The following is a 23,665-nucleotide window of genomic DNA, read 5'->3' as shown; positions in this document are numbered from 1 at the left end:
TGGGGCGATATTATTGCTCGTCCAGCTCGCTGCTGATCAAGGTGCCGCGTAAGGAGTTGGGCAGAGCTTCTTCAATCAGGATGTCGGCAAACTTGCCGATCAATTCGGCCTGTTCGCAGCGGAAGTTAACCACGCGGTTATTCTCTGTACGTCCGGCCAGTTGACCTGGATCTTTTTTGGAGTAACCACTTACCAGAACGCGCTCAACATTGCCGACCATTTTGCGGCTGATGTCCATGGATTGTTGATTGATACGATCCTGCAAAATTTTCAGGCGCTGTTTTTTTACCGACTCATCGGTGTCGTCGGGTAAATCAGCGGCGGGTGTACCGGGACGCGAGCTGTAGATGAAAGAGAAAGACATATCGAAATTCATGTCTCCGATTAACTTCATCGTTGCTTCAAAGTCTCTCTCGGTTTCGCCTGGGAAGCCGATAATAAAATCGGAAGAAAAACAAATGTCCGGGCGAACCGCTTTCAGGCGACGCAATTTGGATTTGTATTCCAGGCAGGTGTGGCCGCGTTTCATGGCCATCAAAATACGATCGGAGCCGCTTTGCACCGGCAGGTGTAAATGGCTGACCAACTCGGGGACTTCCCCGTACACCTCGATCAGGCTGTCAGAGAATTCCACCGGATGAGACGTGGTGAAGCGAATGCGGTCGATGCCTTCAACAGCGGCGACGTAGGTGATCAGTTCGGCCAAATCGACGATATCGCCTTCGCCATTGTCACCACGATAGGCGTTTACGTTTTGACCGAGCAAGTTGATTTCACGGACGCCCTGAGCAGCGAGGGCGGCAACTTCCGCCATCACATCGTTCACTGGACGGCTGACTTCTTCACCACGGGTATAAGGAACAACACAGAAGGTGCAGTATTTTGAGCAGCCTTCCATGATGGATACAAACGCACTGACGCCATCGGCTTCAGGGGTAGGAAGATTGTCGAACTTCTCAATTTCCGGGAAGCTGATGTCGACCACTACGGCGCCATTGTCGCTTTTGTGGGTTTCCATCATTTCCGGCAGGCGATGCAGGGTCTGTGGGCCGAAAATCAGATCCACATAGGGTGCGCGCTTGGCAATGGCATCACCTTCCTGGCTGGCTACACAGCCGCCCACGCCGATGATCAAATCCGGATTCTTTTCTTTGTATTGCTTCCAGCGGCCAAGTTGATGGTAGAGCTTATCCTGGGCTTTTTCCCTAATAGAGCAAGTATTTACCAACAAGACATCCGCCTCGGATGGGTCGTCAGTGGTTTCCATCTGATGACTATCACCCAGCAGGTCACGCATACGAGCCGAATCATATTCATTCATCTGGCAGCCATGGGTCTGAATAAACAGCTTTTTCACGCTGCTCTCAGAGGTGTCTGGGGTGATGGCGTTGTTGGACTCGGTGACTGACATATTTCTCTCAATTGCTTAAAAAACGCGCTAATCTGCGGGCGGAGCATTATAGCGGCAGAGCGGGGGAATGCCCAGTACCTAATTTGCCTTCCAGAGCGCTTGTATTCTGGACTTTAGGCCCCATTTAAAGGGGCATAGCCGAATGGCAATATCCCTGTTTTTTATGTCTCATTTGCAGAGACCCTTTTTTGAGAGCGTTATGGCCGAGCAGTCCTTTTACAAAGTTATTTTTTATAACCAGAGCCAGGTGTATGAAGTGTACGCCAGGGCCATTTACCAAAGTGAGATGTACGGCTTTATTGAAGTCGAGGAGTTTGTCTTTGGTGAGCGCAGCCAGTTGTTGGTTGACCCCGGTGAAGAAAAGTTGAAAAACGAATTTGCCTCGGTGAAACGTTCCTTTATTCCTATGCAAGCAATCATTCGCATTGATGAGGTTGAGCAGCAGGGCACTGGCAAAGTGACTGATGTGGCGCCCGGGGACAAAATTGCCCAGTTTCCCACCATGCCCGGCAAACCAGCGCCGGCGGAATAATCATGTCTGAGTTGCTGAACTACCGGATTGAGGCAGACGAAGATCAGGACCAAGACCAAGGGGCTCAGGAAACCGTGGTGCTTGTTCATGGCCTGTTCGGCTCTCTGGAAAACCTGGGTGCCATCGCACGCGCTTTGCAGCCGGATTATCGGGTGGTGTCGGTAGATTTGCCCAATCATGGTCGTTCACCCTGGCGAGATCGTGAGGGCATGAGCTTGAATGCAATGGCTTTACAGCTGTTGGATGTGTTGGATCATCTGGACATTCAGCAATGCGCTTTACTCGGACATTCCCTGGGCGGGAAGGTCGCGATGGAGCTGGCCATGAATTGGCCCGAGCGGGTAAGTCGCTTAATTGTTGCGGATATCGCACCGGTGCAATACCCGCGGCGCCATGATGGCATCTTTGCAGCCCTGCGCGCGTTGCCGCTAGGGGAGCTGAAAGGGCGCCGGGACGCAGAGCACTTTCTGCAAGATAAGATTGAAGAAGCCGGTGTGCGCCAGTTTCTGCTCAAAAGCCTCTACAAAGATAGCGAAGGGCATTACCAGTGGCGTATGAATCTGGAGGGCCTGTATGACGCCTACGATGAATTTGTCGCTGCCCCCAGTGCTCTGAGTTATTCCGGGCCTTGCCTGTTTATCAAGGGTGAACTGTCCGACTATGTATTGGAAGCCCATACTGAAGCGGTTGTCTCTCGCTTCCCCAAGGTACAGCTAAAAGTCATGCAGGGTTGCACTCACTGGTTGCACGCTCAGAAACCTGACACCTTCGCCCGTCTGTGCATTAAATTTCTAGCGTCCTGAGTGGGCGCTTTCTCGAATTACGCTTTTAAGTCCTTCGAATCCTCCGTTCATTGTCTGGGCAGGCTTCTATTTTTACGTCGCGAGAAAGTACCAAGTGACAACAATAGCCTACTTATTAGCCTGGACGGTTAGTAATTGCCTACTGAATAGGCCCGTTTTTAATCCACAAGTGTCAAAAAAACCGGTGATGAGTCCCCTTAAATTGCAGGTGATTTTGTTTTACGCTGTGAAAATAGTGTAAGTTGTTGATTTTAATGGTTTATAATAGACTGGTTAAAAAATGATCAAGTTGCTGCTGGGGCCGAAGAATCGTGATTAGCTGTGGTTTTCACCGAACTTTTAACAAACTTATCCACAGAAGATGTGGGTAACTCAGTCTGTGGATGAAAAATAATTCCATTGCTGAATAGACAAACAATTTGGCAGTTTAAGCGGCAGTAATTTCGGTTACCCGTGTGCTGCGACGAATGTCTAATGGTTCTATCATTGCGCTTGTAACATGCTAAAGCGTTTTTTAGTCAATATTCCTGTATTTGCGGATGCCAAATGATTGACCAGCCGTTTCTTCTATTGATTGCTCTGATTTATGTGGGCCTCCTGTTTTTGGTGGCTTGGTGGGCCGATCAATCCCAGCAGTGGTATAACCGCTACCGACCAATGCTGTTCGCCCTGGCACTGGGGGTGTATTGCAGCTCCTGGACGTTCTATGGCGCGGTTGGGCAATCCATGGAAAACATGTGGAGCCACCTGCCCATTTACCTTGGCCCCATTCTGGTGTTTCTGCTGGGCTATCGTTTCCTGAGAAAACTTCTTCGAGTGGGGGAGTATCACAAAGTCACCTCCATCGCGGACTTTATTGGCTCACGCTATGGCAAATCCCAATGGTTGTCCGCGCTGGTAGCCATTCTGGCAATTGTCGGTTCGCTGCCTTATATCGCATTGCAACTGCGTGCCGTTTCCATGGCCTGGGAGGTTTTGGGCAGCCACGGCCCCAGCGCACAGCTGAATATCGATACCGCTTTGATCACTGCTTTATTAATGGGCTTGTTTGCGGTTCTTTTTGGAACGCGTCATCTCGAAGGTCGGGAAAGAAACCGGGGCGTTATGGCCGCCGTCGCGTTGGAATCCATTGTGAAACTGGTGGCTTTCGTGGTGGTGGCCATGGCGGCGGTGAGCATTTTACTCGTGCAGATGGAAGACCGCAGCTGGCCACAATTGATGCAAAGTGCAGGGATGGGTAGCAGTCCGGGTATGGCCGGTTTTATCACCCAAACGCTTTTGGCCGCCATTGCCATTGTGTGCTTGCCCCGACAGTTTCATATGGCTGTCGTTGAGTATCAAGAGCCCCGGGATTTGCGCAAAGCGCGTTTTATTGCGCCTTTGTACGTGGGTTTGTTTGCGCTGTTGGTTGTGCCGATTGTTTTAGCCGGGCATTTGCTTGGCTCTGAAGCAGCCGGCGATACGCTGGTTCTGAGTTTGCCAAGCAGCCAGGGGTATACGGCGGTTTCCATTCTTGCTTTTATCGGTGGCTTTTCAGCAGCGACCGGAATGGTGATTGTTGCGGCGGTAACTCTGGCGGTTATGATTTCCAACGAACTGGTAGCGCCTTTGTGGTTGCGCATTAATCGCGATCGTTCGCTTTCGGTAACCTCGCTCAGCAATCACCTGCGTTTGATTCGCCGCCTCAGTATTTTTGCCTTGCTGATTCTGAGCTGGCTGGTGCACAAAGCGATTTCCTCGATGGAAGGCTTGGCTCCAATTGGCTTACTGTCCTTCGCGGCGGCAGCGCAGTTTGCGCCGGCATTGATCGCGGGATTGTACTGGCGTAAAGCCCATCGCCTTGGGGTTTTGATCGGTTTGGTTGCCGGTTACAGTCTGTGGTTGTATTGCCTGGTATTACCGGCGCTGGCCCCGGAACACAACATTGTGCAGTCCGGTCTATGGGGATTGCAGTGGTTGCGACCTCAGCATTTGTTCGGCAGTGAAGGCTGGGACCCCTTGGCCCACGGCGTATTTTGGAGTTTGGGTTTCAATGTCTTGTCGTTCTTGCTGGTTTCCACATTCAGCAAGCTCAGCCAACGAGAAGCCCAGCAAGCCCGTTTGTTTATTGAAGATTTAACTGAAGAAAGCGTAGGGGAACCGCTGGCATTAACCGAGGTTCACATGGGGCAGGTGCAAAGCTTGCTGGAGCCTTTGGTGGGTCGCGAACGTATGCAGGAATACTGGCGTTTGTTCGAGCACCGCAGTGGTCAACGTTTGATGGTGGATGACTTCGCTCCGCAGTTTGTGTTGCAGGAAGTGGAAGGGGTTATGGCGAGTATTCTGGGTGCTGCCACTGCCCAGCGCTCGATGAAATTATTGAGCCGTGACCGTCCACTTAAATTGCAGGATTTTGCCGAGCTGGTAGATAACGCCTCCCAGCAGCTGCGTTTTAATCAGGATTTGTTGCAGACCACGGTAGAAACCGTCAGTCAGGGCATCAGTGTTGTGGATGCGGATTTACGGCTCGTTGCCTGGAACGAACATTACGCTAAATTGTTTGACTATCCCGAACGTACTTTGTACATCGGTTGTCCGGTTGAAAATTTATATCGCATTAATGCCGAGCGCGGCATGTACGGTGACGATCCAAGCAATCGTGAACAGGACATTGCACGCCGCCTGGATTTGCTACGCCATGGCAGCGCCCATCGTTTTGAACGTCAATTACCCAATGGCATTGTTGTTGATGTACGTGGAACACCTATGCCGAATGGTGGTTTTGTTACCACCTATACAGACATCAGCGATTTCAAAGCGGTGGTCAGCGCTCTCGAAGAAACCACTGCGGGCTTGGAGCAGCGAGTTGCACAGCGCACACAAGAGCTGTCCATCAGTAATGAAGAACTGGCCGAGGAAAACAAGCGCCGTGCTGTTGCTGAGCAGCGTTTGTGGGAGCAGCATAATGACAAGACCCGCTTCCTGGCCCACACCAGCCATGATTTATTACAACCCATTAATGCCGCACGATTGTTCGCGGCCAGTGTGCAGGAAAAATTGCAACTGAGACGCTGGCATGAGGTGGCCGAAGACATTGCCAATATCGATTCGGCTTTAGCGTCCGCAGAAGATTTAATTGGTGCCTTACGTGAAATTTCAAAACTGGATGCCGGTGAACTTACCGCGAAAAAGGAAGCCTTTGCACTGGACGATTTGTTACAGCCCCTGGCGGCCGAGTTCGCGGTAGAGGCTGGGCGTGCGGGTTTGGATTTCCATTATCAAGCCTGTTCGGCCTGGGTATCCAGCGATGCTCATTTGTTGCGTCGTATTCTGCAAAACTTTTTGAGTAATGCTTTGCGCTACACCGAGCGTGGCAAGGTGATGTTGGGGTGTCGCCGACGCCCGGACGGTATTGAGATCCAAATCTGGGATACCGGTCCAGGCATTGAGCCCCATGAACAGCGTCGAATCTTTGAAGAGTTTGTGCGCCTTGGTGGCAGCCGTAAAAAAGCCGATAAAGGTCTGGGGCTCGGTTTGGCGATTTCAAAACGCAGCGCGGATATTCTTGAGCATCCCATTATTTTGCAGTCTGCCACTGGCAAGGGCACGGTGTTTTCCATTCTGGTGCCACAGACTGTCGCTCAATCTCAAAAGCTTCCAGCGAATGCCAACACCCAGGCAGGGGCCGATCTCAGTCAGGCGCGAATTTTATGTGTGGATAACGAAGAATCCATTTTGCAGGGCATGCGTGGTTTGCTGGAAACCTGGGGCTGTACGGTTTGGGGCGCCGGTGATATTGAAACGGCTCAGGAAATATATCTGCTTGAACAACCGGATTTTATCATTGCCGATTACCATCTCGACAATGAGGAAACCGGTATTCAGTTGATTGATCGCCTGGCCGATCTGGAAGAAGCCGATCAAGATGAACTGTCGGGGATTGTGATCAGCGCCGATAATTCTGAAACACTCAAAGATGCCGCAACCAGTCGTGGTTTTTACTATCTGTCAAAGCCGGTGAAGCCAGCAGCGTTGCGCAGTTTAATTCGACGTTTATGCCGTAAAAAACTGCATGGCAACAGTGCTGATTCTGTCAGGGCCTAGAGCGTGTATAGGACTTGTATAGAACTTATACCGAACTTTAGTGCTCAAGCAGTTGATACAATAGGTGGCGCACGGTTTCCGGTTCGAACGGTTTGTCACACAAAGCGTTTACGCCGGAGTCTTCAATTTGTTGAAGGTGGGTTTCGTTGGCTTCCGATGACACCATCAGCACCGGAATATGAGATTGGTCACTTTGGGTGCGAATGTATTCGGTAAGTTCGCGACCGTTTACGTTCGGCATATTGTAATCGGTAACCACCAAATCAAACATGTTCTCGTGAAGAACGTCGATGGCTTCGCGCCCGTCAGTCGCGTAACTCAAACGCTGCACGCCCAGGGTGCCTAACACTTTCGAAATATATTTACGGGCCAGAGCACTGTCGTCTACCACCAACACTCGCAGCTCGGTAACGTCGAACAGTTCGAGTTCCAGTTCTTCACAATTGATCAAATCAACGGTGGCGTTCAAAGCTTTGCCCAGGTGATCCCGGCTAAAGGGTTTTGGCAAAATCGCAACGACCCCCGACTGCTTGAATTCTTCGAGCTGTTCTTTTCGCCATTCACTGGAGACCAACATAAACGGGGTATCGCCAAAGGCATCGTCTGCACGAATGGATTTCAATAGATCCAGGCCGGTGCCGTCGCTGAAGTACATGGCACTGGCGATCAAATCCGGGTGTTGGCCTTGTAACATGTCATAAGCTTCACTAACGGATGAAGCGATGCTGACATTGGTAACGTCTTCGGTCTCTAGCTGGGAGCGAATGATTTTCTGCTGTGTGGCGGAGGGTTCTACCAGCAGCAGCGAGAGATCGGAGGGTGCAAAATCCATAAAATTAACCTTGGTGATTAAAGCCTACTATCAATGGGCTGTTTCTGCGTATCAATTAACCATTTATCGGCGAATTGTCGAAAAGCTTAAATAAACAAAGCTACGGCAACCTATTCAATATAGTCGGAGTTTGGCGTTTATGTTGCCCGGCTGGCTGCTTTCCGCATGGAAAATACAATGGCGCGAAATTCATTAGTTAGCAGGGGTGTCGGTAAATGAATGTGGGGTGGACAAGCGGGGTGGAATAGCTGGGTGGAATAGAGGGGTGAGGATATGTAGAGGTGCCGGGCGCTTTCTGGCCCGGCTCTATTGCCAATTGAATTAACTGTCCATTTGTGGTGGGCTCAGATCAAGCTGGTTCATGGCCAGAACGGCCTGGGTTCTGGAGTGTACGCCGAGTTTTCGGAAGATGGCGGTGAGGTGAGCTTTCACAGTAGCTTCCGTCACGTCCATTTCATAGGCGATCTGTTTGTTGAGCAATCCATCGGCCAACATATTGGCGACTCGAAACTGTTGGGGAGTGAAGCTCGCTACCACTTCGGCTATGGCGGCCTTATTGTCGTTGTTCACTTCATCCGCAGGCGGCAAATTTTCGGGTAGCCAGATTTCGCCTTGCAGCACTTTCTCGATGGATGAACCGATCATTTCGGGCGGGGAAGATTTTGGCAGGAATCCAGCAGCACCGTATTCAATAGCTTGATGGATGATGCTGGCTTGCTCATTTGCAGACACCACCATGACCGGAATATGGGGATACTGGCCATTGATAAAAATCAGGCCACTGAAGCCGCTTGCGCCAGGCATATGCAAATCCAGCAGCAACAGATCGGCATCGTTGTGTTCCTGTACCTGTTTTTGCAGCGATTCGACATCTTCCGCCTGGACGATATCGGCGTTGGTAAAATGTTGTTCCAAAGCCTGCACAAGAGCCCCACGAAACAACGGGTGATCGTCTGCCACAATAAACTTTGGCATGTTGGTTCCCCTCACTTTTATCACTTGTCGTGATAAACCGACTGTAGTTAAAAAAATATTTTTGTTGTTATGTGTCTCCGGGGCTGTTATCAGTCCCTCGGTTTCGTTGTTAGGTCTTTATTGTTTTTACTTAATCAATCCGGACAAACAAGGCGCTTGTTATTCCGGTTAATTAGCATACCTGAAGTTGCTATGTGCGTCTGCAATTTGAAGGGCAGCGGCGGGCTGCCCATACACATTTATTATTTTTCTGTTGTTTCTCGAAATATTATTTTCTGAACCGGCCTTTGCCGAGAGTTTTTCAATCGTCTCCTGATACCATTGTCGAAAAACGGTCCATAAAGCCCTAGGCCAGGGCTTTATGTTCGGCGATTAAATCATCCACCACATGGGGATCGGCCAGAGTCGAGGTGTCCCCCAATTGATCGTATTCTTCACAGGCGATCTTTCGTAAAACCCGACGCATGATTTTTCCAGAACGGGTTTTGGGTAAGCCTGGCGCCCACTGAATGGCTTCCGGTGTGGCGATCGGGCCGATTTCCTGGCGCACCCAATTACGCAATTCTTTGCGCAATTCTTCGCTGGCTTCAACATCTGCAGCCAGGGTCGCATAAACGTAAATGCCCTGACCTTTGATGTCATGTGGAATCCCAACCACAGCGGCTTCCGCGACGGTTTTATGAGCAACCAATGCGCTTTCAATTTCAGCGGTGCCCATTCGGTGACCGGCTACATTCAAGACATCGTCCATACGGCCGGTGATCCAGTAGTAGCCGTCTTCATCACGTTTAGCGCCGTCACTGCTGAAATAACAGTTTTCAAAGGTGCTGAAATAGGTGTCGATAAAACGCTGGTGGTCGCCGTAAATAGTCCGCATCTGGGAAGGCCAGCTGTCTTTGATCACCAGGCTGCCTTCACCGGCGCCTTGAATCTCATTGCCATCGTTGTCCATCAACGCAGGTTGCACGCCGAAGAAGGGGCGGGTGGCCGAGCCGGGTTTTAAATCGGTTGCCCCGGGCATGGGAGTAATCATCATGCCGCCGGTTTCGGTTTGCCACCAGGTGTCCAGAATCGGTGCGGTGTTGTTGCCAAATTTATCGTGGAACCAACGCCAGGCTTCGGGGTTAATGGGTTCACCTGCAGTCGCCAGGATGCGAATGCAACTCAGGTCTGTGCCTTCTACGGCGGTATCGCCATCGGCCATTAACGCGCGGATCGCGGTCGGTGCGGTGTACACAATATTGATTTGGTGCTTTTCAATTAATCGAGCCATGCGGCCGCAATCGGGATAATTCGGAACACCTTCATACATCACCAGGGTGGCAGCATTGGCGAGTGGGCCGTAAACCGCATAGCTGTGACCGGTAATCCAGCCAATATCCGCCATACACCAATAGGTCTCACCCGCTTTGTAATCAAAAACCGTTTCATGGCTTAAAGACACGTAGGTGAGATAGCCGCCGGTGGTGTGCAAAACCCCTTTGGGTTTGCCGGTGGAGCCCGAGGTATAGAGAATAAACAGTGGGTCTTCTGCGTTCATGGTTTCGGCAGGGCAATCTGGCGATTGCTCTTTGAGCAGTTCGGCCAAATCCACATCACGCTGCTCGTGCCAATCAATATTGCCCTGTGTATGACGCAATACCAAAATCTTTTCCACTTCACTGTGTTGACAGTGTTCCAAGGCGTTGTCGACATTGTGCTTCAGTGGTACGGATTTGCCGCCGCGCTTGCCTTCATCAGCGGTAATGACAATACGGGAATGGCCATCGTCAATGCGACCGGCAATGGCTTCCGGAGAAAAGCCACCAAACACAACCGAGTGGATTGCACCAATGCGGGCACAGGCCAGCATGGAAATGCTGATCAGCGGGACCATCGGCAAATAAATGGTGACCACATCGCCTTTTTTGACGCCCATGGCTTTTAAACCATTGGCGAGCTTGCACACCTCTTCGTGCAGCTGGGCATAGGTGTATCTGACGACTTCAGCGCCTTCTTCATCAGGTTCCCAAATCAATGCGATTTGGTCGGCGCGCTCGGGCAGATGTCGATCCAGGCAGTTTTCACAGGCATTGAGCTCGCCGTCTTCAAACCAGCGGATATGCAAATCTTCCTTGGCGAAGGATACGTCTTTAACTTGGGTAAAGGGTTTGCGCCAGTTCAGGCGCTGAGCCTGTTCAGCCCAAAAGGTTTCGGGAGAATCGATTGAGCGCTGGTACATGTCCAGATAACGCTCATTGTTGATCAAGGCTTGCTCGCGGTATGTCTCACCGACAGCGATTCGTTCACGGCTCATAATTCTTATCCCACTGAACTCTTTTAAACAGTTTGTTTAAAACTTTTCTTGAGTCTCTGCTTGAAAGACTGGTTGTTATATCTATTTGGTTTGGATTTTCCCGCAGTATTGGGTGAACAGGCCATTAGACATAGGTCGAGACCGCCGCGTTTTGAGCGAGATTTGAGAACAGGCTTCGACTTTAGTCTAACCCTCTTTTTCTTCGGGCATCGACATTAGTCTAGATAGAAGGGGTTTTTAGACTAATGGCCAATACTCGAACAGGGCCGGGGCTTTAACAATGGCTCCAGCTTCACTCGCTAGAAGTCATTCTGAGGAGACCTGTTCGATGTTTAAGAAAAATAATGAAAGAAAAAATACCTGGCCCATGATGCTGGCCAGCGTCGCAGCTTTAAGCTTAAGCACCCAGTCCGCGCAGGCGGCAAGCAATGCAGAGTTGGAACAACAAGTTGCTGAATTGCAGCAGCAAGTTAAGATGCTCATGGCGCAAATGAAAAAGAATAAGGTTGCTGTTCAAGACCTGGGATCGAAGGTGGCCAGTGTGCCAGCGCCGGCAACCGCGTCCAAGGGCAAAACCTTTGGCGGTGATCCAAGCAATTTCCGCATTGGCAATACCGATGTCAACATCGGCGGTTTCGTCAAGCTGGACATGAACTTTTCAGATTATTCCGATGGTGCGTCAGCACTGGCTGGCATCGGTGAAGACTTCCTGGTGCCTTCGGTCATTCCCGTCGGTGGCGAGGGCGGAGATGTGAAATTCCATGCTCACGCCAAAACCTCGCGTTTCAACATCACAACCAAAACAAAAACCGATACCGGGCATGTGCGCACCTTTATGGAGTTTGACGCGATTGCCAGTGGTCAGGGTGATGAGCGCATTTCCAACTCGTCGGCAGAGCGTTTGCGCCACGCGTTTATTGACTGGAATATTGACGGCAAAAACTCGATTCTGGCCGGCCAAACCTGGTCGACCTTCTTTAACGTAGGCACATTGCCGGAATCCCTGGATTTTGTTGGGCCAGTGGGCACCATTTTTGAGCGTCAGCCGCAATTACGTTACACCCGAAAACTGAATGGCGGCAGCTTTATGCTGGCTGCGGAAAATCCGGCTACCACCTTGTATGGCGCCAGTGAAAACCCTTATGACGACAACAGTATTCCTGACCTGATTGCGCGCTACAACGGCAAAGTGGGTAATTTCAGTTATGCACTGGCGGCAATGACGCGTGAATTGAAATACGACACCGGCGCGGCCAGCGCGGATGATCAAGGCTATGCGGTGAGCGTGTCGGGTAAATACACCATGGCCAGTGATGAGCTGCGCTTTATGGTGAACTACGGCGATGCGCTTGGCCGCTATATGGCCCTGAACGGCTTCCGTGCCGGTGCTATTCGAGATGATGGCGATATTGAATTGATTGATGCCTGGGGTGGTTTCATTAACTGGAAACACCACTGGAATAGCAAATGGCGTTCTAACCTGACGCTGTCTGCTGCCAGTGCGGACAATCCGAGTTATCTGGCGCCTACTACGGCTTCGGATTACACCAGCATTCACGCCAATCTATTGTATTCACCTGTTAAGCGTTTGACCCTGGGTGGCGAATACATTTACGCGACCAAAGAGCTTGAAAACACCGGCAATGTTCTGGCCGATGACAAGGGCTCCTTGAAGCGTTTATTACTGTCCGTGAAGTACGCATTTTAAGTAGAGTGATTCAATAGACCAATGTCTAGATTCGATTTGACCCGGGCTTTGCTACATTGCCAGGGTCGAATCAAAACCGGTAAACAATAAACGCCCGAACGGGCAATAAAGGGGGAAGCGTTATGGCTTTTGAAAGTGGTGATATGGCGAAAGCCTATTGGTCGGAAAATGTCCGGCTCATGCTGATTTTGTTATCAGTGTGGTTCGTGGTCTCGTTCGGCTGCGGAATTCTGTTCGTCGAGCAGCTCAATGCAATCCGCGTGGGTGGCTTTAAGCTCGGCTTCTGGTTTGCCCAGCAAGGCTCTATTTATGTATTCGTGTGCTTGATCTTTATCTACGTTTGGTTGATGAACAAGCTCGATGCGAAGTATGGCGTGAGAGAGGACTAAGACCATGAGTATTCAAGTGTTAACCATGATCATTGTCGGTGCCAGTTTCGCACTGTACATCGCGATCGCAATTTGGGCCCGCGCGGGTTCCACCAAAGAATTTTACGTCGCTGGCGGTGGTGTGCATCCGGTTGCCAACGGTATGGCAACCGCAGCGGATTGGATGAGTGCGGCCTCGTTTATCTCCATGGCCGGTATCATTTCTTTTATCGGTTACGATGGTTCGGTTTACCTGATGGGCTGGACAGGTGGTTACGTGCTGCTTGCGCTGTGCCTCGCGCCGTATCTGCGTAAATTCGGTAAGTTTACCGTGCCGGATTTTATCGGTGATCGTTACTATTCACAGATGGCGCGTCGCGTCGCGGTATTGTGTGCGATCTTTGTTTCCTTTACTTACATCGCTGGCCAAATGCGTGGCGTGGGTGTGGTCTTCTCCCGTTTCCTGGAGGTAGAAGTTACGACCGGTGTTATTCTCGGTGGTATCGTGGTGTTCTTCTACGCAGTACTCGGTGGTATGAAAGGCATTACCTACACTCAGGTTGCCCAGTACTGCGTACTGATTTTCGCTTATACCGTGCCGGCAGTGTTCATCTCCATGCTGATGACCGGCAATCCGATTCCACAGTTGGGTTTTGGTGGTAAAGAAGCGGGCACCGATATGTTTATCCTCGATAAACTTGATGGTCTGTCTCGTGAGTTAGGCTTTACGGAATACACCAGCGGGGCAAAGTCGACGATTGATGTCTTCTTTATCACGGCCGCCTTGATGGTAGGTACTGCCGGATTGCCTCACGTGATTGTGCGCTTCTTCACTGTACCTAAGGTACGTGATGCACGTAAGTCGGCCGGTTGGGCGCTGTTGTTCATTGCCTTCCTGTACACCACAGCACCTGCCGTAGCGACCTTCGCCCGAGTGAATATGGTGAACACCATTAATGGGCCGGAAGCGACAGGTACGGAATACGCGAAAGCGCCAAGCTGGATCAAGAACTGGGAACGAACTGGTCTGATCAGCTGGGAAGATAAGAACAACGACGGCAAGATGTTCTACTCCGGTGATGAGCGCAACGAAATGAAAGTCGACCGTGACATCATTGTGTTGGCGAACCCGGAAATTGCCGATCTGCCCGCCTGGGTTATTGCATTGGTGGCTGCCGGTGGTATTGCCGCGGCGCTTTCAACCTCCGCAGGCTTGCTATTGGTGATATCGACATCGATATCGCATGATTTATTGAAACGGGATTTGGCGCCGGATATCAGCGACAAGAAGGAGTTGATGTTTGCCCGGATTGCCGCCGCCACTGCCATTGTCCTGTCGGGATTACTCGGAATCTATCCGCCCGGCTTTGTGGCACAGGTAGTGGCCTTCGCCTTCGGATTGGCAGCAGCCTCTTTCTTCCCGGCGATTATTTTGGGTATCTTCACCAAATCGATGAACAAAGAAGGCGCCATTGCTGGCATGGTAACCGGTGTGTTGTTTACCACGGCTTACATTGTTTACTTCAAGTTTGTCGATCCGGCGGCGAACAATGCCGACAACTGGTGGTTCGGTGTGTCGCCAGAAGGTATTGGTACCCTGGGTATGATGTTGAACTTTGTGGTTTCCATTGTCGTAAGCCGCATGACCCCATCTACTCCGATTGAAGTACAGGAGCTGGTAGAGAGCATCCGCTTCCCGAAAGGTGCCGGTGTAGCCCACGACCACTAAGACCTGATGAATGCCGGGGTGCGCCCCGGCTGATTATTCTCTTTGTTAATTTTTATGCTTATTTGAGGTATCGCAACACAGTAAATTGAACGTCAGTCACAATTTATCTGCGAATGTACGGTTCCCAACCGCACTTTGGCAACTTACTCTTCCCCCAAACCGACTAGAGTAAGTTGCTTTTTTTGTTTCAGGGCAAGGAGTCGATATGAGTGAAGAAAGCTCAATTGAAGTGCAGGAAATAGAACAATTCCTTTTGGATTGCGTTCCTTTTGATCATCTTGAAGATGCACTTCTGCAACGTGCCGCCAAGGCTGTGAAAATTGCCTATCACCGACAGGGCACTACGCCCAATTTATTCCAGGAAGAAAACCCCCGCTTGTTTATAGTGCGCAGCGGCGCGTTTGAAATCCGGGATCAAAACAATGCGTTGGTTGATCAAGTGGATGTGGGTGGTTATTTCGGTTTTCCATCTCTGCTGACCGGCCATAAGGTCACCAACCATTGTGTGGTTCTGGAAGACGGCTTGTTGTATCAAATTGATGAAACGACCTTTCAGAGCTTACGACGGGAAAACCGCATCTTCGATCGCTTCTTTAATCAAGCCCATGCCAAGCGCTTACGGCAGGCTGTGCGTTTTAAAGAGCGCAACTCTCAACTGACTGAAACGGTAGCTGATGTTATTAGTCGTTCACCCATTACCATTCATACGATGGCTTCCGTTCGTGAAGCGGCCGGGAAGATGACCGAAGAGCGGGTATCCAGCCTGTTGGTGGTTACCGAAGAAGGCCTGTGCGGTGTGCTGACCGATCGTGATTTACGTTCCCGGGTGGTTGCAGCGGGCTTAAATTTTGATGTGCCCGTCGCTGAAGTCATGACCACCGACCCGATTACCGTTGCCCACGATGCTATGCTCTTTGAAGCATTGATGATTATGTCGACGCATAATATTCATCACTTGCCCGTGATTGATCTCGATGCCTCAGGTAAAGGGCAGATCAAAGGTATTTTGACGGCTACTGATGTGATTAAGCATCAGCGCTCCGAACCGGTCTATCTGATTGGCGAAGCCAGCCGGGTAAAAGATCGGGCAGGGTTAGTTCAAATTGCCAGAGACATTCCAACCTTGCTGCGCAATATGATTGCCCGCGATGCCCGGGCAGAAGAAGTGGGCAGGGTAGTGACGACCGTGACCGACGCCATTACACGACAACTTATCCATCAAGCGATTGAGCAGTTGGGAGAGCCACCTGTCCCCTTTGTTTGGCTGGCTTTTGGTTCCCAAGGGCGTCAGGAGCAGTCGGCAAAGTCTGATCAGGATAACGGTTTGCTGCTGTCCAATAAGGTAAAACCTGAACACGATACCTATTTTAAGGCTCTGGCCAGCTACGTATGTGATGGTTTGAATGAGTGTGGCTATGTGTATTGTCCGGGCGATATTATGGCCACCACGGATCGCTGGCGCCAGCCGTTGGAAAAATGGCAGGCCTGTTTTTTCCGCTGGATCGATCAGCCTTCACCAAAAGCTTTGATGCATTCCAGTATCTTTTTCGATATGCGAATGATTTATGGGGAAGAGCCGCTGTTTGAGGAGCTGCAAGATTCTGTACTCGAACGTTGCCAGGGGAACAGCATCTTTCTGGCGAGCCTGACACATAATGCGTTGCAGCTAACACCACCGCTCAGTTTTTTCAAAAAGTTTGTGCTAACCCGCGATGGTGAACACAAAAATACCTTCGATATGAAACTGCGAGGTGTGATGCCGGTTACTGATATTGCTCGCATTTATGCACTGGCGACAGGCTGTAAAGAAGTCAATACACTCAAAAGGTTGCAACAAATTTCCCAGGGAAAAATGCTGGCATTAAAAGATGCCCGAGATTTATGCGATGCCTATGAATTTATCTCTCACTTGCGCCTGGAGCATCAAGGACGGAAAATGGCCGCTGGAGAGAAACCTGATAATTATCTCAGCCCGGAAGACGTCTCCAGTCTATCCCGCCACCAACTGAAGGATGCCTTTGATGTGGTCAGTCGCAGTCAGTCCGGGCTTAAACTGAAATTTACCCGAGGCATGATGTAATGTTTCAGTGGCTTAACCGACTTTCTCTGGGGAGAGGTCAAGAAGACTGGTTTGTAAAAGCCCTGAATAAAGATTTCCGGGAATTGGAATTTCTGGCGCTGGACCTGGAGCTGACGTCTCTCGACCCTCAAAGTGGTGATATTCTCAGCATTGGTTATGTACCCATCATTGAGGGTTTTATATGCCCGGGCGAGGGGCGCCATTGTCTGATCAGTGAACATTCCGGCGTCGGTGACAGCGCGATTATCCACGGCATTCGAGATTGTGATACCGACGATGGCCACACCATGGAAGAGGCTTTGGCAGAACTGCATCAGGCACGACAGGGCCGGGTTTTACTTCTCCACCATGCCAGCCTGGACCTTGCCTTCCTGGCGAAACACGACAACAGTTACAGCAGCTTGCTTGCGGTTGATACCATGCGCATCGAGTATCAGCGTCGCAATCGCCAAGGGCAAGCTGTTGCTAATTCACTGCGTTTGAATCAATGCCGCGAACGCTACCACCTGCCCACTTACAAGGCCCACAATGCCCTGACCGATGCCCTCGCAACCGCCGAACTGTTTCTGGCCCAGATGAGTTATATGGGCGGGGAGGAAAGGATGAGTTTGGGTGAGGTGTTGAGCTTAAGTCGCTAGAGTTATAGTGGTCAATTCTTTTATAGGTGAAATGGAAAGTTAGGAAATAGCGTTTAAAATTATCAGCTATCTGATGTATTGCACTGAAACAGTAAATCGCCTATTGATTGCATGATTTCTATACATAGATATGAGTTTTTAAAATAGTTTGCTAAGTTCTGCCTAAGGTATTTGTTGCGCTAGTAAGTCCAAATATTCATCAATGACACTTAACACCTGTTGCTCACTTTCATCTGGGTTTGGTTTACGGCCATAAATGAGTTTTGCGCTTTCACAATGAACTATGGCTTTTAAATGATCATATGTTGGCTGTCTTGAATCTGCTCTGGCATGGCATAGATGAAATTCTGATTCTTCATTTCCTTTACTTAAAGCATATACCCAATGTTCTATTGCTTGTTCTTTATCCATTTTAAAACCAAGGCCGAAGAACATTAAGTAACCTAGATTATTGTGAGCGGTTACTTTGAGTTCTTCTAGGCTCTCATCGACGCTGTTTAAGGAAATCAGTTTCTTCCAGTTTTCTCCTGCAGCAATGAAATCCTCATTTCGATAGTGACATGTTCCTGTGTAGAATAACATTTCTGCATTTGAGGACTCAGCTGTTAAGCCAATTTCCTCTGGAGTGCAGCTATTGGATGAAAATGAGTTATGGCTTGCAAGAACTAAGGCTAATGAGAGCGTGGCTACAGTCCTTGTGGATAGGCGATACATTGATCTGAGTCCTTATATCTATGAAAACCAGTTTTTTGGATTTGATAGATGATACGCTATCATCCAACTACATTTTATATGAATTTTACCAATGTATCGTTGCGGCGTGATTCTAAGGCTACTTCAAAAAACGCTGAATTGCCATATAGGCATTATCCTGATACGTCTCATTGTTAATATCAGAGAATATCTTCCCTTGCTCACCTACAGGCCCGGTTAAACCTTTCTTGCTGGCGTAGAAAGCACCGCTTTTATACCTTGGGTTAAACAAACCATCCAGATAGCGTTGTGCGCCGGTTTCGACTTTATGAACCTTTCCGAGCATCAGCATAACTTGCATCATACCCTTCATGACATAACGTTTGAGAGGCGGCAAGGTATTGAATCCTTCAGTGCCTGTGGTTGCTCCGGGGCTCATGGTCACAAAACGAATTTGAGTATGTTGGCGAGCCATAGCGGACATCCACAAGGCCGCCATGTATTTGATTGGACCATAGGGTGTGGTGGCGTCCTTGGTGGGACCATAAAAAGAGCCATTGCCGATAGACACAAACTCTTCAATGGATGAACTTTTCAGGGCGGGGCGCTTCATGCCCATTTCTTCTACCCCTCGGGCCGCTTCAGAGCCGGCATACAGAGCGACCTGTTTAAGTTTGTTGGCTTTCAACAATTCCTCTGTCAGCACTGCATGGCCTAATAGGTTGACGGCAAAGATCCGGGTGACGCCATCTGAATTCAGCTGATTGAAACCTTGCCCTCCGGTTCCTCCGGCATTCATGATCAGGGCATCAACACTTGCCGGGAGTGTTTCGGCAGCTCTGCGTACGGATTTTAAGTCGCTGACGTCAATGGTTAATATTTCGAAAATTCGTTTTCCGGTGGCTTGCTCCAGTTCCTTTTTAGCGTCTTGGGCTTTCCTGGGGTTTCGACAGCCCAGATAAATTTTCTTAATGCCGGGCTTTTCTGCCAGTTGGCGGGCGGCTTCTTTGCCTAAACCGGCGTTTGCGCCAGTGATGAATACACTTTCAATCATAATAAAGCCTTTTACATTCTCATCCGTTACGCCTTACGGCAATCCAGATACAGCGTAATAAAAGGCTTTGTGCGGTTTTTGATATTTCTTGCGATTTAGGGGCTAGCTCCTGGCACGGCATCCCTGGCGGCTACAAAAGCTCTTACCGATCGAGCAATATCCTCTTTGGTGGTCGCCCATGAGCAAACGCTGATACGGATGACTGCTTTATCTTCCCAGGAACCGCCCCCTACCCAGCATTCTCCTGAACGTTGAATGTGTTCAATTATCCGATGCGTGCAGTGATCATCTTTAAAGCCAACAAGAATTTGATTGAATACAACCTTATTGAGAATTTGAAAGCCTTCCTCTTCAAGCGCCAGGCTAAACTCTACCGCTTTTTCGTGCAGACCATAGACCAGTTCATCAACACCCGATTCGCCCAGATATTTCAGGGCTGCCCAGAGTTCCACGACACGCGCTCGGCGAGACATTTCCGGTGTGTACATCATACCGTCGCGTTTTTCGTTATACAGAATGTACGAGCCGGAAGCCTGCAGAGCCTTGACCAGGGCATCCTCATCATTACACAGGACAATGCCATTGTCGTAAGGCGTGTTCAGTGTTTTATGACCATCCACCGAAAAAGAGTTCGCATCTTCCATACCTTGAGTCAGATGTTTTAGTCGCTCACTCGCTGCTGCCCATAAGCCAAACGCACCGTCGACGTGTACCCAGCTGCCGGCTTCTTTCGCTCTCTTACAAATAATTGAAAAATCATCGAAAGCGCCGGAATTAACATTGCCTGCCTGGAGAATCAGCAGGGTTTGCTGATCAAGAGGTGGGATTTTATCAATGTCTATTCTCCCCTGATCATCACAATCAACCCACTGAATATTGGCAACGCCAAAGCCCAGAAGAGCAGCCGCTTTGATTACTGTGCCATGTGCGTGTCGTCCGGCAACAATGTTGATTTTGGGTGCACCGCAAAATCCTTGCTCGTTAATGTCCCACCCCTGATTTTTGAACAAACGATATCGGCCTGCGGCCAGACCGCAGAGTATGGCCATTGAACTACCACTGACAAAACCGGCAACGATTGCATCGGGAAGCCCGAGCAGCCGTTTAAGCCAGCGTTCGGTTGTGTGTTCCAACTGAGACACAACCGGCGACGTGACATAAAGAGGTGTGTTCTGGTCCCAGAAATCGGATAACCAACGTGCCGCAAGAGAGGCCGGAATAACGCCACCATTCACCAACCCAAAATAACGCCCACCTGTTTGAGCAACGGTCGCAGGTGACCCGAAGCGATGAAGCTCTTCAAGAAGGTGTTGGGGATTACCGGGGGCTGATGGCATCTGCCCATCCAGTTCCTTGAGTTGTTCGAGGGTTTTACTGGATGGAAACACCGTTCTCTCTTGAACCGTGTTCGCATATTCATAAGCATAATCACGAGCTTGCTCAAAGATGTCTTTGTCTTGCATCTCCTGAAACATGCGATCGCGAAGTGATCTGGACACGATTTTCCCCTTATTCTCAAATGGTTTGTGTATTCAGGGGATAGTATTTCATTAACTGTCGGCGTTACATGTACAGTTAAGCGCCAAGTGTCGACACTGTATTGTTGAATTGACCAGAACAGTGATCGCGAGTCGTTTTACAGAAACTAAGTTGAGTGTCGAGTTCCATTCCGAACTTATTGTTAGTTAAATCAGGATTTAAGCCTCACAGGAATATTCAAGTAAATCACATTCTCTGGATCGGCATCGTTAAAGCCGGCCGGTAACAGTTCAAAATCGGGTTTGTCAGCATACTCGTAATTGCTTTTGGGTAGCCAGCTGCCCCAGATATAACGCAGCGTATGTTCCAGATTAGCAATGGGGCCTGTATGGGTGAAGCGCGCATAAGTTTGAGCATCCAGCTCTCGGCTAATCATTCCCTCTGGTACTTCTTCAAAATGGGCAACCTGGGCTGAACAGATGTACGTAAATCGGATTTCGTCTCCGGATTCTTCATAGGATTCATAGATGCCAAAAAAATCCTTCCCGACTCGATTGGGAATGCTGTCACGATAAGGGCGAAAAGCCGACCAGAGTTTGGGCAGGCTCAAGTCACCATCATCATATTGTGTCGCGATGCCAACAATTTTCATGGCCGGGTGCTCGATAATTTCCGGTTCCATACTCACTCGGTTCTGCAGGTAATCCATATCCTGCTCATTGAACGGGTTTTTATACAGCAGACGGAATGGCTCATTGATCTTACGATATTGAGCGGGCGTCATATTGAAGAGCGACTTAAAAGCTCGCGTGAACGCTTCCTGGGAATCGAACTGGCTTTCAATGGCCAATTCAAGGATGCCCACCTCGTCGGTCAGTAAACGTTTGGCTGCCAAGGTCAAGCGTCGCTTTCGTAAATATTCTTTCGGAGTATCCCCAACCAACGCTTTAAACACCCTGCTGTAGTGATAGGTTGAATAATGTGAAGCAGCGGCAATATCATGGACACTGATCTTCTCGTGTAAATGTGCCTCGATGTATTCAATGCTTTTGAAGAAACGCTGCATCTCACTTGTCCTCATTTCAAACGCGGGTTGATTTAGCTGGCCAGGGACATCTTCTGCTCTGGCAAATGGGTTTCGGCATAGTCCTTTAATCCTTGCAGTAGTTTGCCAAAAGCGACGGGAAAAATCAGGCGCAACAGAGGGTAAAACGGATAAGCCAATGTTTTTATTTGCGGTGAAGCTATCCAAACAACTTCACTTTGACCACTGTTAATGGTATGTACCGACATTTGAACGGTATTTTGCTTAATCGGAATAATCGCAGGATTATTTACCGGAAACACATCAAAGGTCAGGCTCTTATCCTGTTCACTGAAGTGCGTAATGATTTCCTTTGCCTTGGCGCCGTTGGGGTTGTCGGTCAGATCACACATTCGCCCCTCCATTGGGGCACCCGCGAGGCCATGACCTTCCCCCAGTGCCACAGAATCTTTAATCGGCCCCATCCACAAATGGGCCTTATCAAATTGATGTGCGATCAAATCCCAAACCTGATCAGCAGGTTTGTCGACAATAACAGTTTTCGTGATGTTCATAGTCTCTCCGGTACGTTTAGCCTTGGGATGGCTGTTGTTTGATGGAGTTACTATAGGGATATGAGGTTGGGGTGTTTTGATATTTTTTGCTGAGCTGATATAGCTATTTATGATAGTAAGATAAATTTGATCGTAGTCCCATTTAGAGTCGTCACCTTGCATGTGGCTTTATATGAATTTCGATGCGACACTACCTATTTCCACCAATATTTGTGGTGTTTTTCAATGGCGATATCTTCTTTATGCTGTCTAATACTTTGATTTACGCTTGGATTCTTTAACATATCAGTTGTTTTCCTAATAGGTTTTGGTTGATCCTCATATCCGGTAACAAACTTTTCTTTGGCAAGTTGCGCGCTGATTCCCAGAAGGAGACCTAAGGCATCGTAATCAACATCTGGAGACTTATTGAGAAGTTCGAGGTGATCGTAGTAGACGTCCATTATTCTTCTGTAGTGTTTGACTCTTTTCGTGTCGATTGCATATCGGCATATATCGGTGAATTTGCATAAGAAATTATGGATCGCTATTGCTAATTCATCTGTCATTTTTATTGCTTGTTCTGTTAGTTGAATATACCTCAGAAAAATAAGTGGGCTGACCTCCGTGTATATTTCATCTAGATCTAAAGTTGTATTAGAGACATCCGGGGAGATTTTTTTTGAGAGAGATGAGGAAATTTCCTCTGATAGTTTGTTTCTCTGAATCAGAATTTCAATTAAAAGATTGTAGTTACTCTGCAGTGCTGATATGTATGATGGATTTTTATGGTTGTTGTCTATTTCTGAGAAATCACTCGTGTGCTGAGCTATAAAGGATAACTTGCTTACTTGAAGGTCTAGTTTTTTAGCTGATCCTATTGTCCTAGGAAAGGAACCCGCTCTCTGTAAAGGTGACGCGGTTAATTTATTATGATAGTTAGATTTTATGGCTATTAGAGAATTAAATGCCTGCTGAAATCCCAAAATCCAGTCATTTGCAATGTCAATTTTCTCTTTTTGGGCATCTAAGTATCTCATGTATGAAGTGGAAATGTGTGCGATTACTCCTCCCATAAATACAATAGCAAGGGGAAGTATGTAATCTTTAACTAAGTTTGTAGAGTTTGATTTTTCCAATACATCCAACAATGCTCTAAGCTCAGGTTCCATTTAGAAATTCCTTGTGTTTGGTAGTGAAATCATCAGTCTTTCGTTTAGATTTGACCTGTTATAATTTTAATCAACACATAAGAATGTGAAAACTGGTTTGATATGGCATGTAAAATTTATACTAGTAGATTGCTTTCTTGGATAGTTATTGCTTTGCAAAAATTTGTTATTTTTTTACCTGAGTTTCAATTATGACACATATGCTGCTCTGAGTACGGGGGAGAGGATTTTTGT

General features: G+C 48.8%; 18 protein-coding genes. 8 read left to right on the top strand and 10 right to left on the bottom strand.

Annotation, left to right across the window (positions count from 1 at the left end):
- Positions 1-10: 10 nt before the first annotated feature.
- Positions 11-1,411: a tRNA (N6-isopentenyl adenosine(37)-C2)-methylthiotransferase MiaB gene (gene miaB, locus G8768_RS13460; RefSeq protein ID WP_166845889.1), complete on the bottom strand. Its 1,401-nt coding sequence runs from the start codon at positions 1,409-1,411 to the stop codon at positions 11-13.
- A 199-nt stretch (positions 1,412-1,610) separates the two neighbouring features.
- Here miaB and G8768_RS13455 point away from each other — a divergent pair, with 199 nt between their 5' ends.
- The 3 genes from G8768_RS13455 (at position 1,611) to G8768_RS13445 (ending at position 6,829) form a co-directional block, all read left to right on the top strand.
- The gene (locus G8768_RS13455) at positions 1,611-1,943 is read left to right on the top strand and encodes a DUF1820 family protein (RefSeq protein WP_166845891.1); all 333 of its coding nucleotides are present in this window, start codon (positions 1,611-1,613) and stop codon (positions 1,941-1,943) included.
- A 2-nt stretch (positions 1,944-1,945) separates the two neighbouring features.
- Entirely contained in the window at positions 1,946-2,746 is an 801-nt protein-coding gene (locus G8768_RS13450; protein WP_166845893.1) for an alpha/beta fold hydrolase, read from the top strand.
- A 546-nt stretch (positions 2,747-3,292) separates the two neighbouring features.
- On the top strand, positions 3,293-6,829 hold the full coding sequence (locus G8768_RS13445) for a PAS domain-containing hybrid sensor histidine kinase/response regulator (protein ID WP_166845895.1): 3,537 nt from the start codon (positions 3,293-3,295) through the stop codon (positions 6,827-6,829).
- Positions 6,830-6,866: 37 nt separating this feature from the next.
- On the opposite strand, the gene G8768_RS13440 is transcribed toward G8768_RS13445, so the two are convergent.
- The 3 genes from G8768_RS13440 to acs all read right to left on the bottom strand — a co-directional run bounded on the left by G8768_RS13440 (position 6,867) and on the right by acs (position 10,932).
- Entirely contained in the window at positions 6,867-7,661 is a 795-nt protein-coding gene (locus G8768_RS13440) for a response regulator (RefSeq protein ID WP_166845897.1), read from the bottom strand.
- Between the two features lie 321 nt (positions 7,662-7,982).
- Complete coding sequence (locus tag G8768_RS13435; protein ID WP_166845899.1) at positions 7,983-8,636, bottom strand: response regulator transcription factor; 654 nt, start codon at positions 8,634-8,636, stop codon at positions 7,983-7,985.
- Between the two features lie 346 nt (positions 8,637-8,982).
- Positions 8,983-10,932 (bottom strand): acetate--CoA ligase, encoded by a 1,950-nt coding sequence (acs, locus tag G8768_RS13430; RefSeq protein WP_166845901.1) that lies wholly within the window; start codon positions 10,930-10,932, stop codon positions 8,983-8,985.
- 328 nt (positions 10,933-11,260) lie between these two features.
- Between acs and G8768_RS13425 the strand changes: the two genes are divergently transcribed.
- From G8768_RS13425 to G8768_RS13405, 5 genes are all read left to right on the top strand, one after another.
- Positions 11,261-12,640 (top strand): DcaP family trimeric outer membrane transporter, encoded by a 1,380-nt coding sequence (locus G8768_RS13425; RefSeq protein WP_208020173.1) that lies wholly within the window; start codon positions 11,261-11,263, stop codon positions 12,638-12,640.
- Between the two features lie 122 nt (positions 12,641-12,762).
- Positions 12,763-13,029, top strand: a complete 267-nt coding sequence (locus tag G8768_RS13420) for a DUF4212 domain-containing protein (RefSeq protein ID WP_166845903.1) — start codon at positions 12,763-12,765, stop codon at positions 13,027-13,029.
- A 4-nt stretch (positions 13,030-13,033) separates the two neighbouring features.
- Positions 13,034-14,737 (top strand): sodium:solute symporter family protein, encoded by a 1,704-nt coding sequence (locus G8768_RS13415; protein ID WP_166845905.1) that lies wholly within the window; start codon positions 13,034-13,036, stop codon positions 14,735-14,737.
- A gap of 205 nt (positions 14,738-14,942) precedes the next feature.
- Complete coding sequence (locus tag G8768_RS13410) at positions 14,943-16,817, top strand: DUF294 nucleotidyltransferase-like domain-containing protein (protein WP_166845908.1); 1,875 nt, start codon at positions 14,943-14,945, stop codon at positions 16,815-16,817.
- Positions 16,817-17,455, top strand: a complete 639-nt coding sequence (locus G8768_RS13405) for an exonuclease domain-containing protein (protein WP_166845910.1) — start codon at positions 16,817-16,819, stop codon at positions 17,453-17,455. The genes G8768_RS13410 and G8768_RS13405 overlap by 1 nt, the downstream gene beginning before the upstream one ends.
- A gap of 162 nt (positions 17,456-17,617) precedes the next feature.
- On the opposite strand, the gene G8768_RS13400 is transcribed toward G8768_RS13405, so the two are convergent.
- The 6 genes from G8768_RS13400 to G8768_RS13375 all read right to left on the bottom strand — a co-directional run bounded on the left by G8768_RS13400 (position 17,618) and on the right by G8768_RS13375 (position 23,431).
- The gene (locus G8768_RS13400) at positions 17,618-18,169 is read right to left on the bottom strand and encodes a sel1 repeat family protein (RefSeq protein ID WP_184679380.1); all 552 of its coding nucleotides are present in this window, start codon (positions 18,167-18,169) and stop codon (positions 17,618-17,620) included.
- A 118-nt stretch (positions 18,170-18,287) separates the two neighbouring features.
- Entirely contained in the window at positions 18,288-19,202 is a 915-nt protein-coding gene (locus G8768_RS13395; protein WP_166845912.1) for an SDR family NAD(P)-dependent oxidoreductase, read from the bottom strand.
- A 95-nt stretch (positions 19,203-19,297) separates the two neighbouring features.
- Positions 19,298-20,701, bottom strand: coding sequence for a pyridoxal phosphate-dependent decarboxylase family protein (locus tag G8768_RS13390; protein WP_341801008.1), 1,404 nt, complete (start codon positions 20,699-20,701; stop codon positions 19,298-19,300).
- A 191-nt stretch (positions 20,702-20,892) separates the two neighbouring features.
- Positions 20,893-21,747 carry an AraC family transcriptional regulator gene (locus G8768_RS13385; protein ID WP_166845914.1) on the bottom strand — a complete coding sequence of 285 codons (855 nt, stop codon included), beginning with the start codon at positions 21,745-21,747 and terminating at the stop codon, positions 20,893-20,895.
- Between the two features lie 32 nt (positions 21,748-21,779).
- Positions 21,780-22,280 carry an SRPBCC family protein gene (locus G8768_RS13380; protein WP_166845916.1) on the bottom strand — a complete coding sequence of 167 codons (501 nt, stop codon included), beginning with the start codon at positions 22,278-22,280 and terminating at the stop codon, positions 21,780-21,782.
- A 194-nt stretch (positions 22,281-22,474) separates the two neighbouring features.
- On the bottom strand, positions 22,475-23,431 hold the full coding sequence (locus G8768_RS13375) for a hypothetical protein (protein WP_166845918.1): 957 nt from the start codon (positions 23,429-23,431) through the stop codon (positions 22,475-22,477).
- Between the last annotated feature and the right edge of the window lie 234 nt (positions 23,432-23,665).

This window comes from Pseudoteredinibacter isoporae (genome assembly GCF_011602085.1).
Lineage (GTDB): Bacteria > Pseudomonadota > Gammaproteobacteria > Pseudomonadales > Cellvibrionaceae > Pseudoteredinibacter > Pseudoteredinibacter isoporae.
The sequence above is the reverse complement of the archived record's forward strand: the minus strand, read 5'-3'. Positions and strand labels throughout refer to the sequence as shown.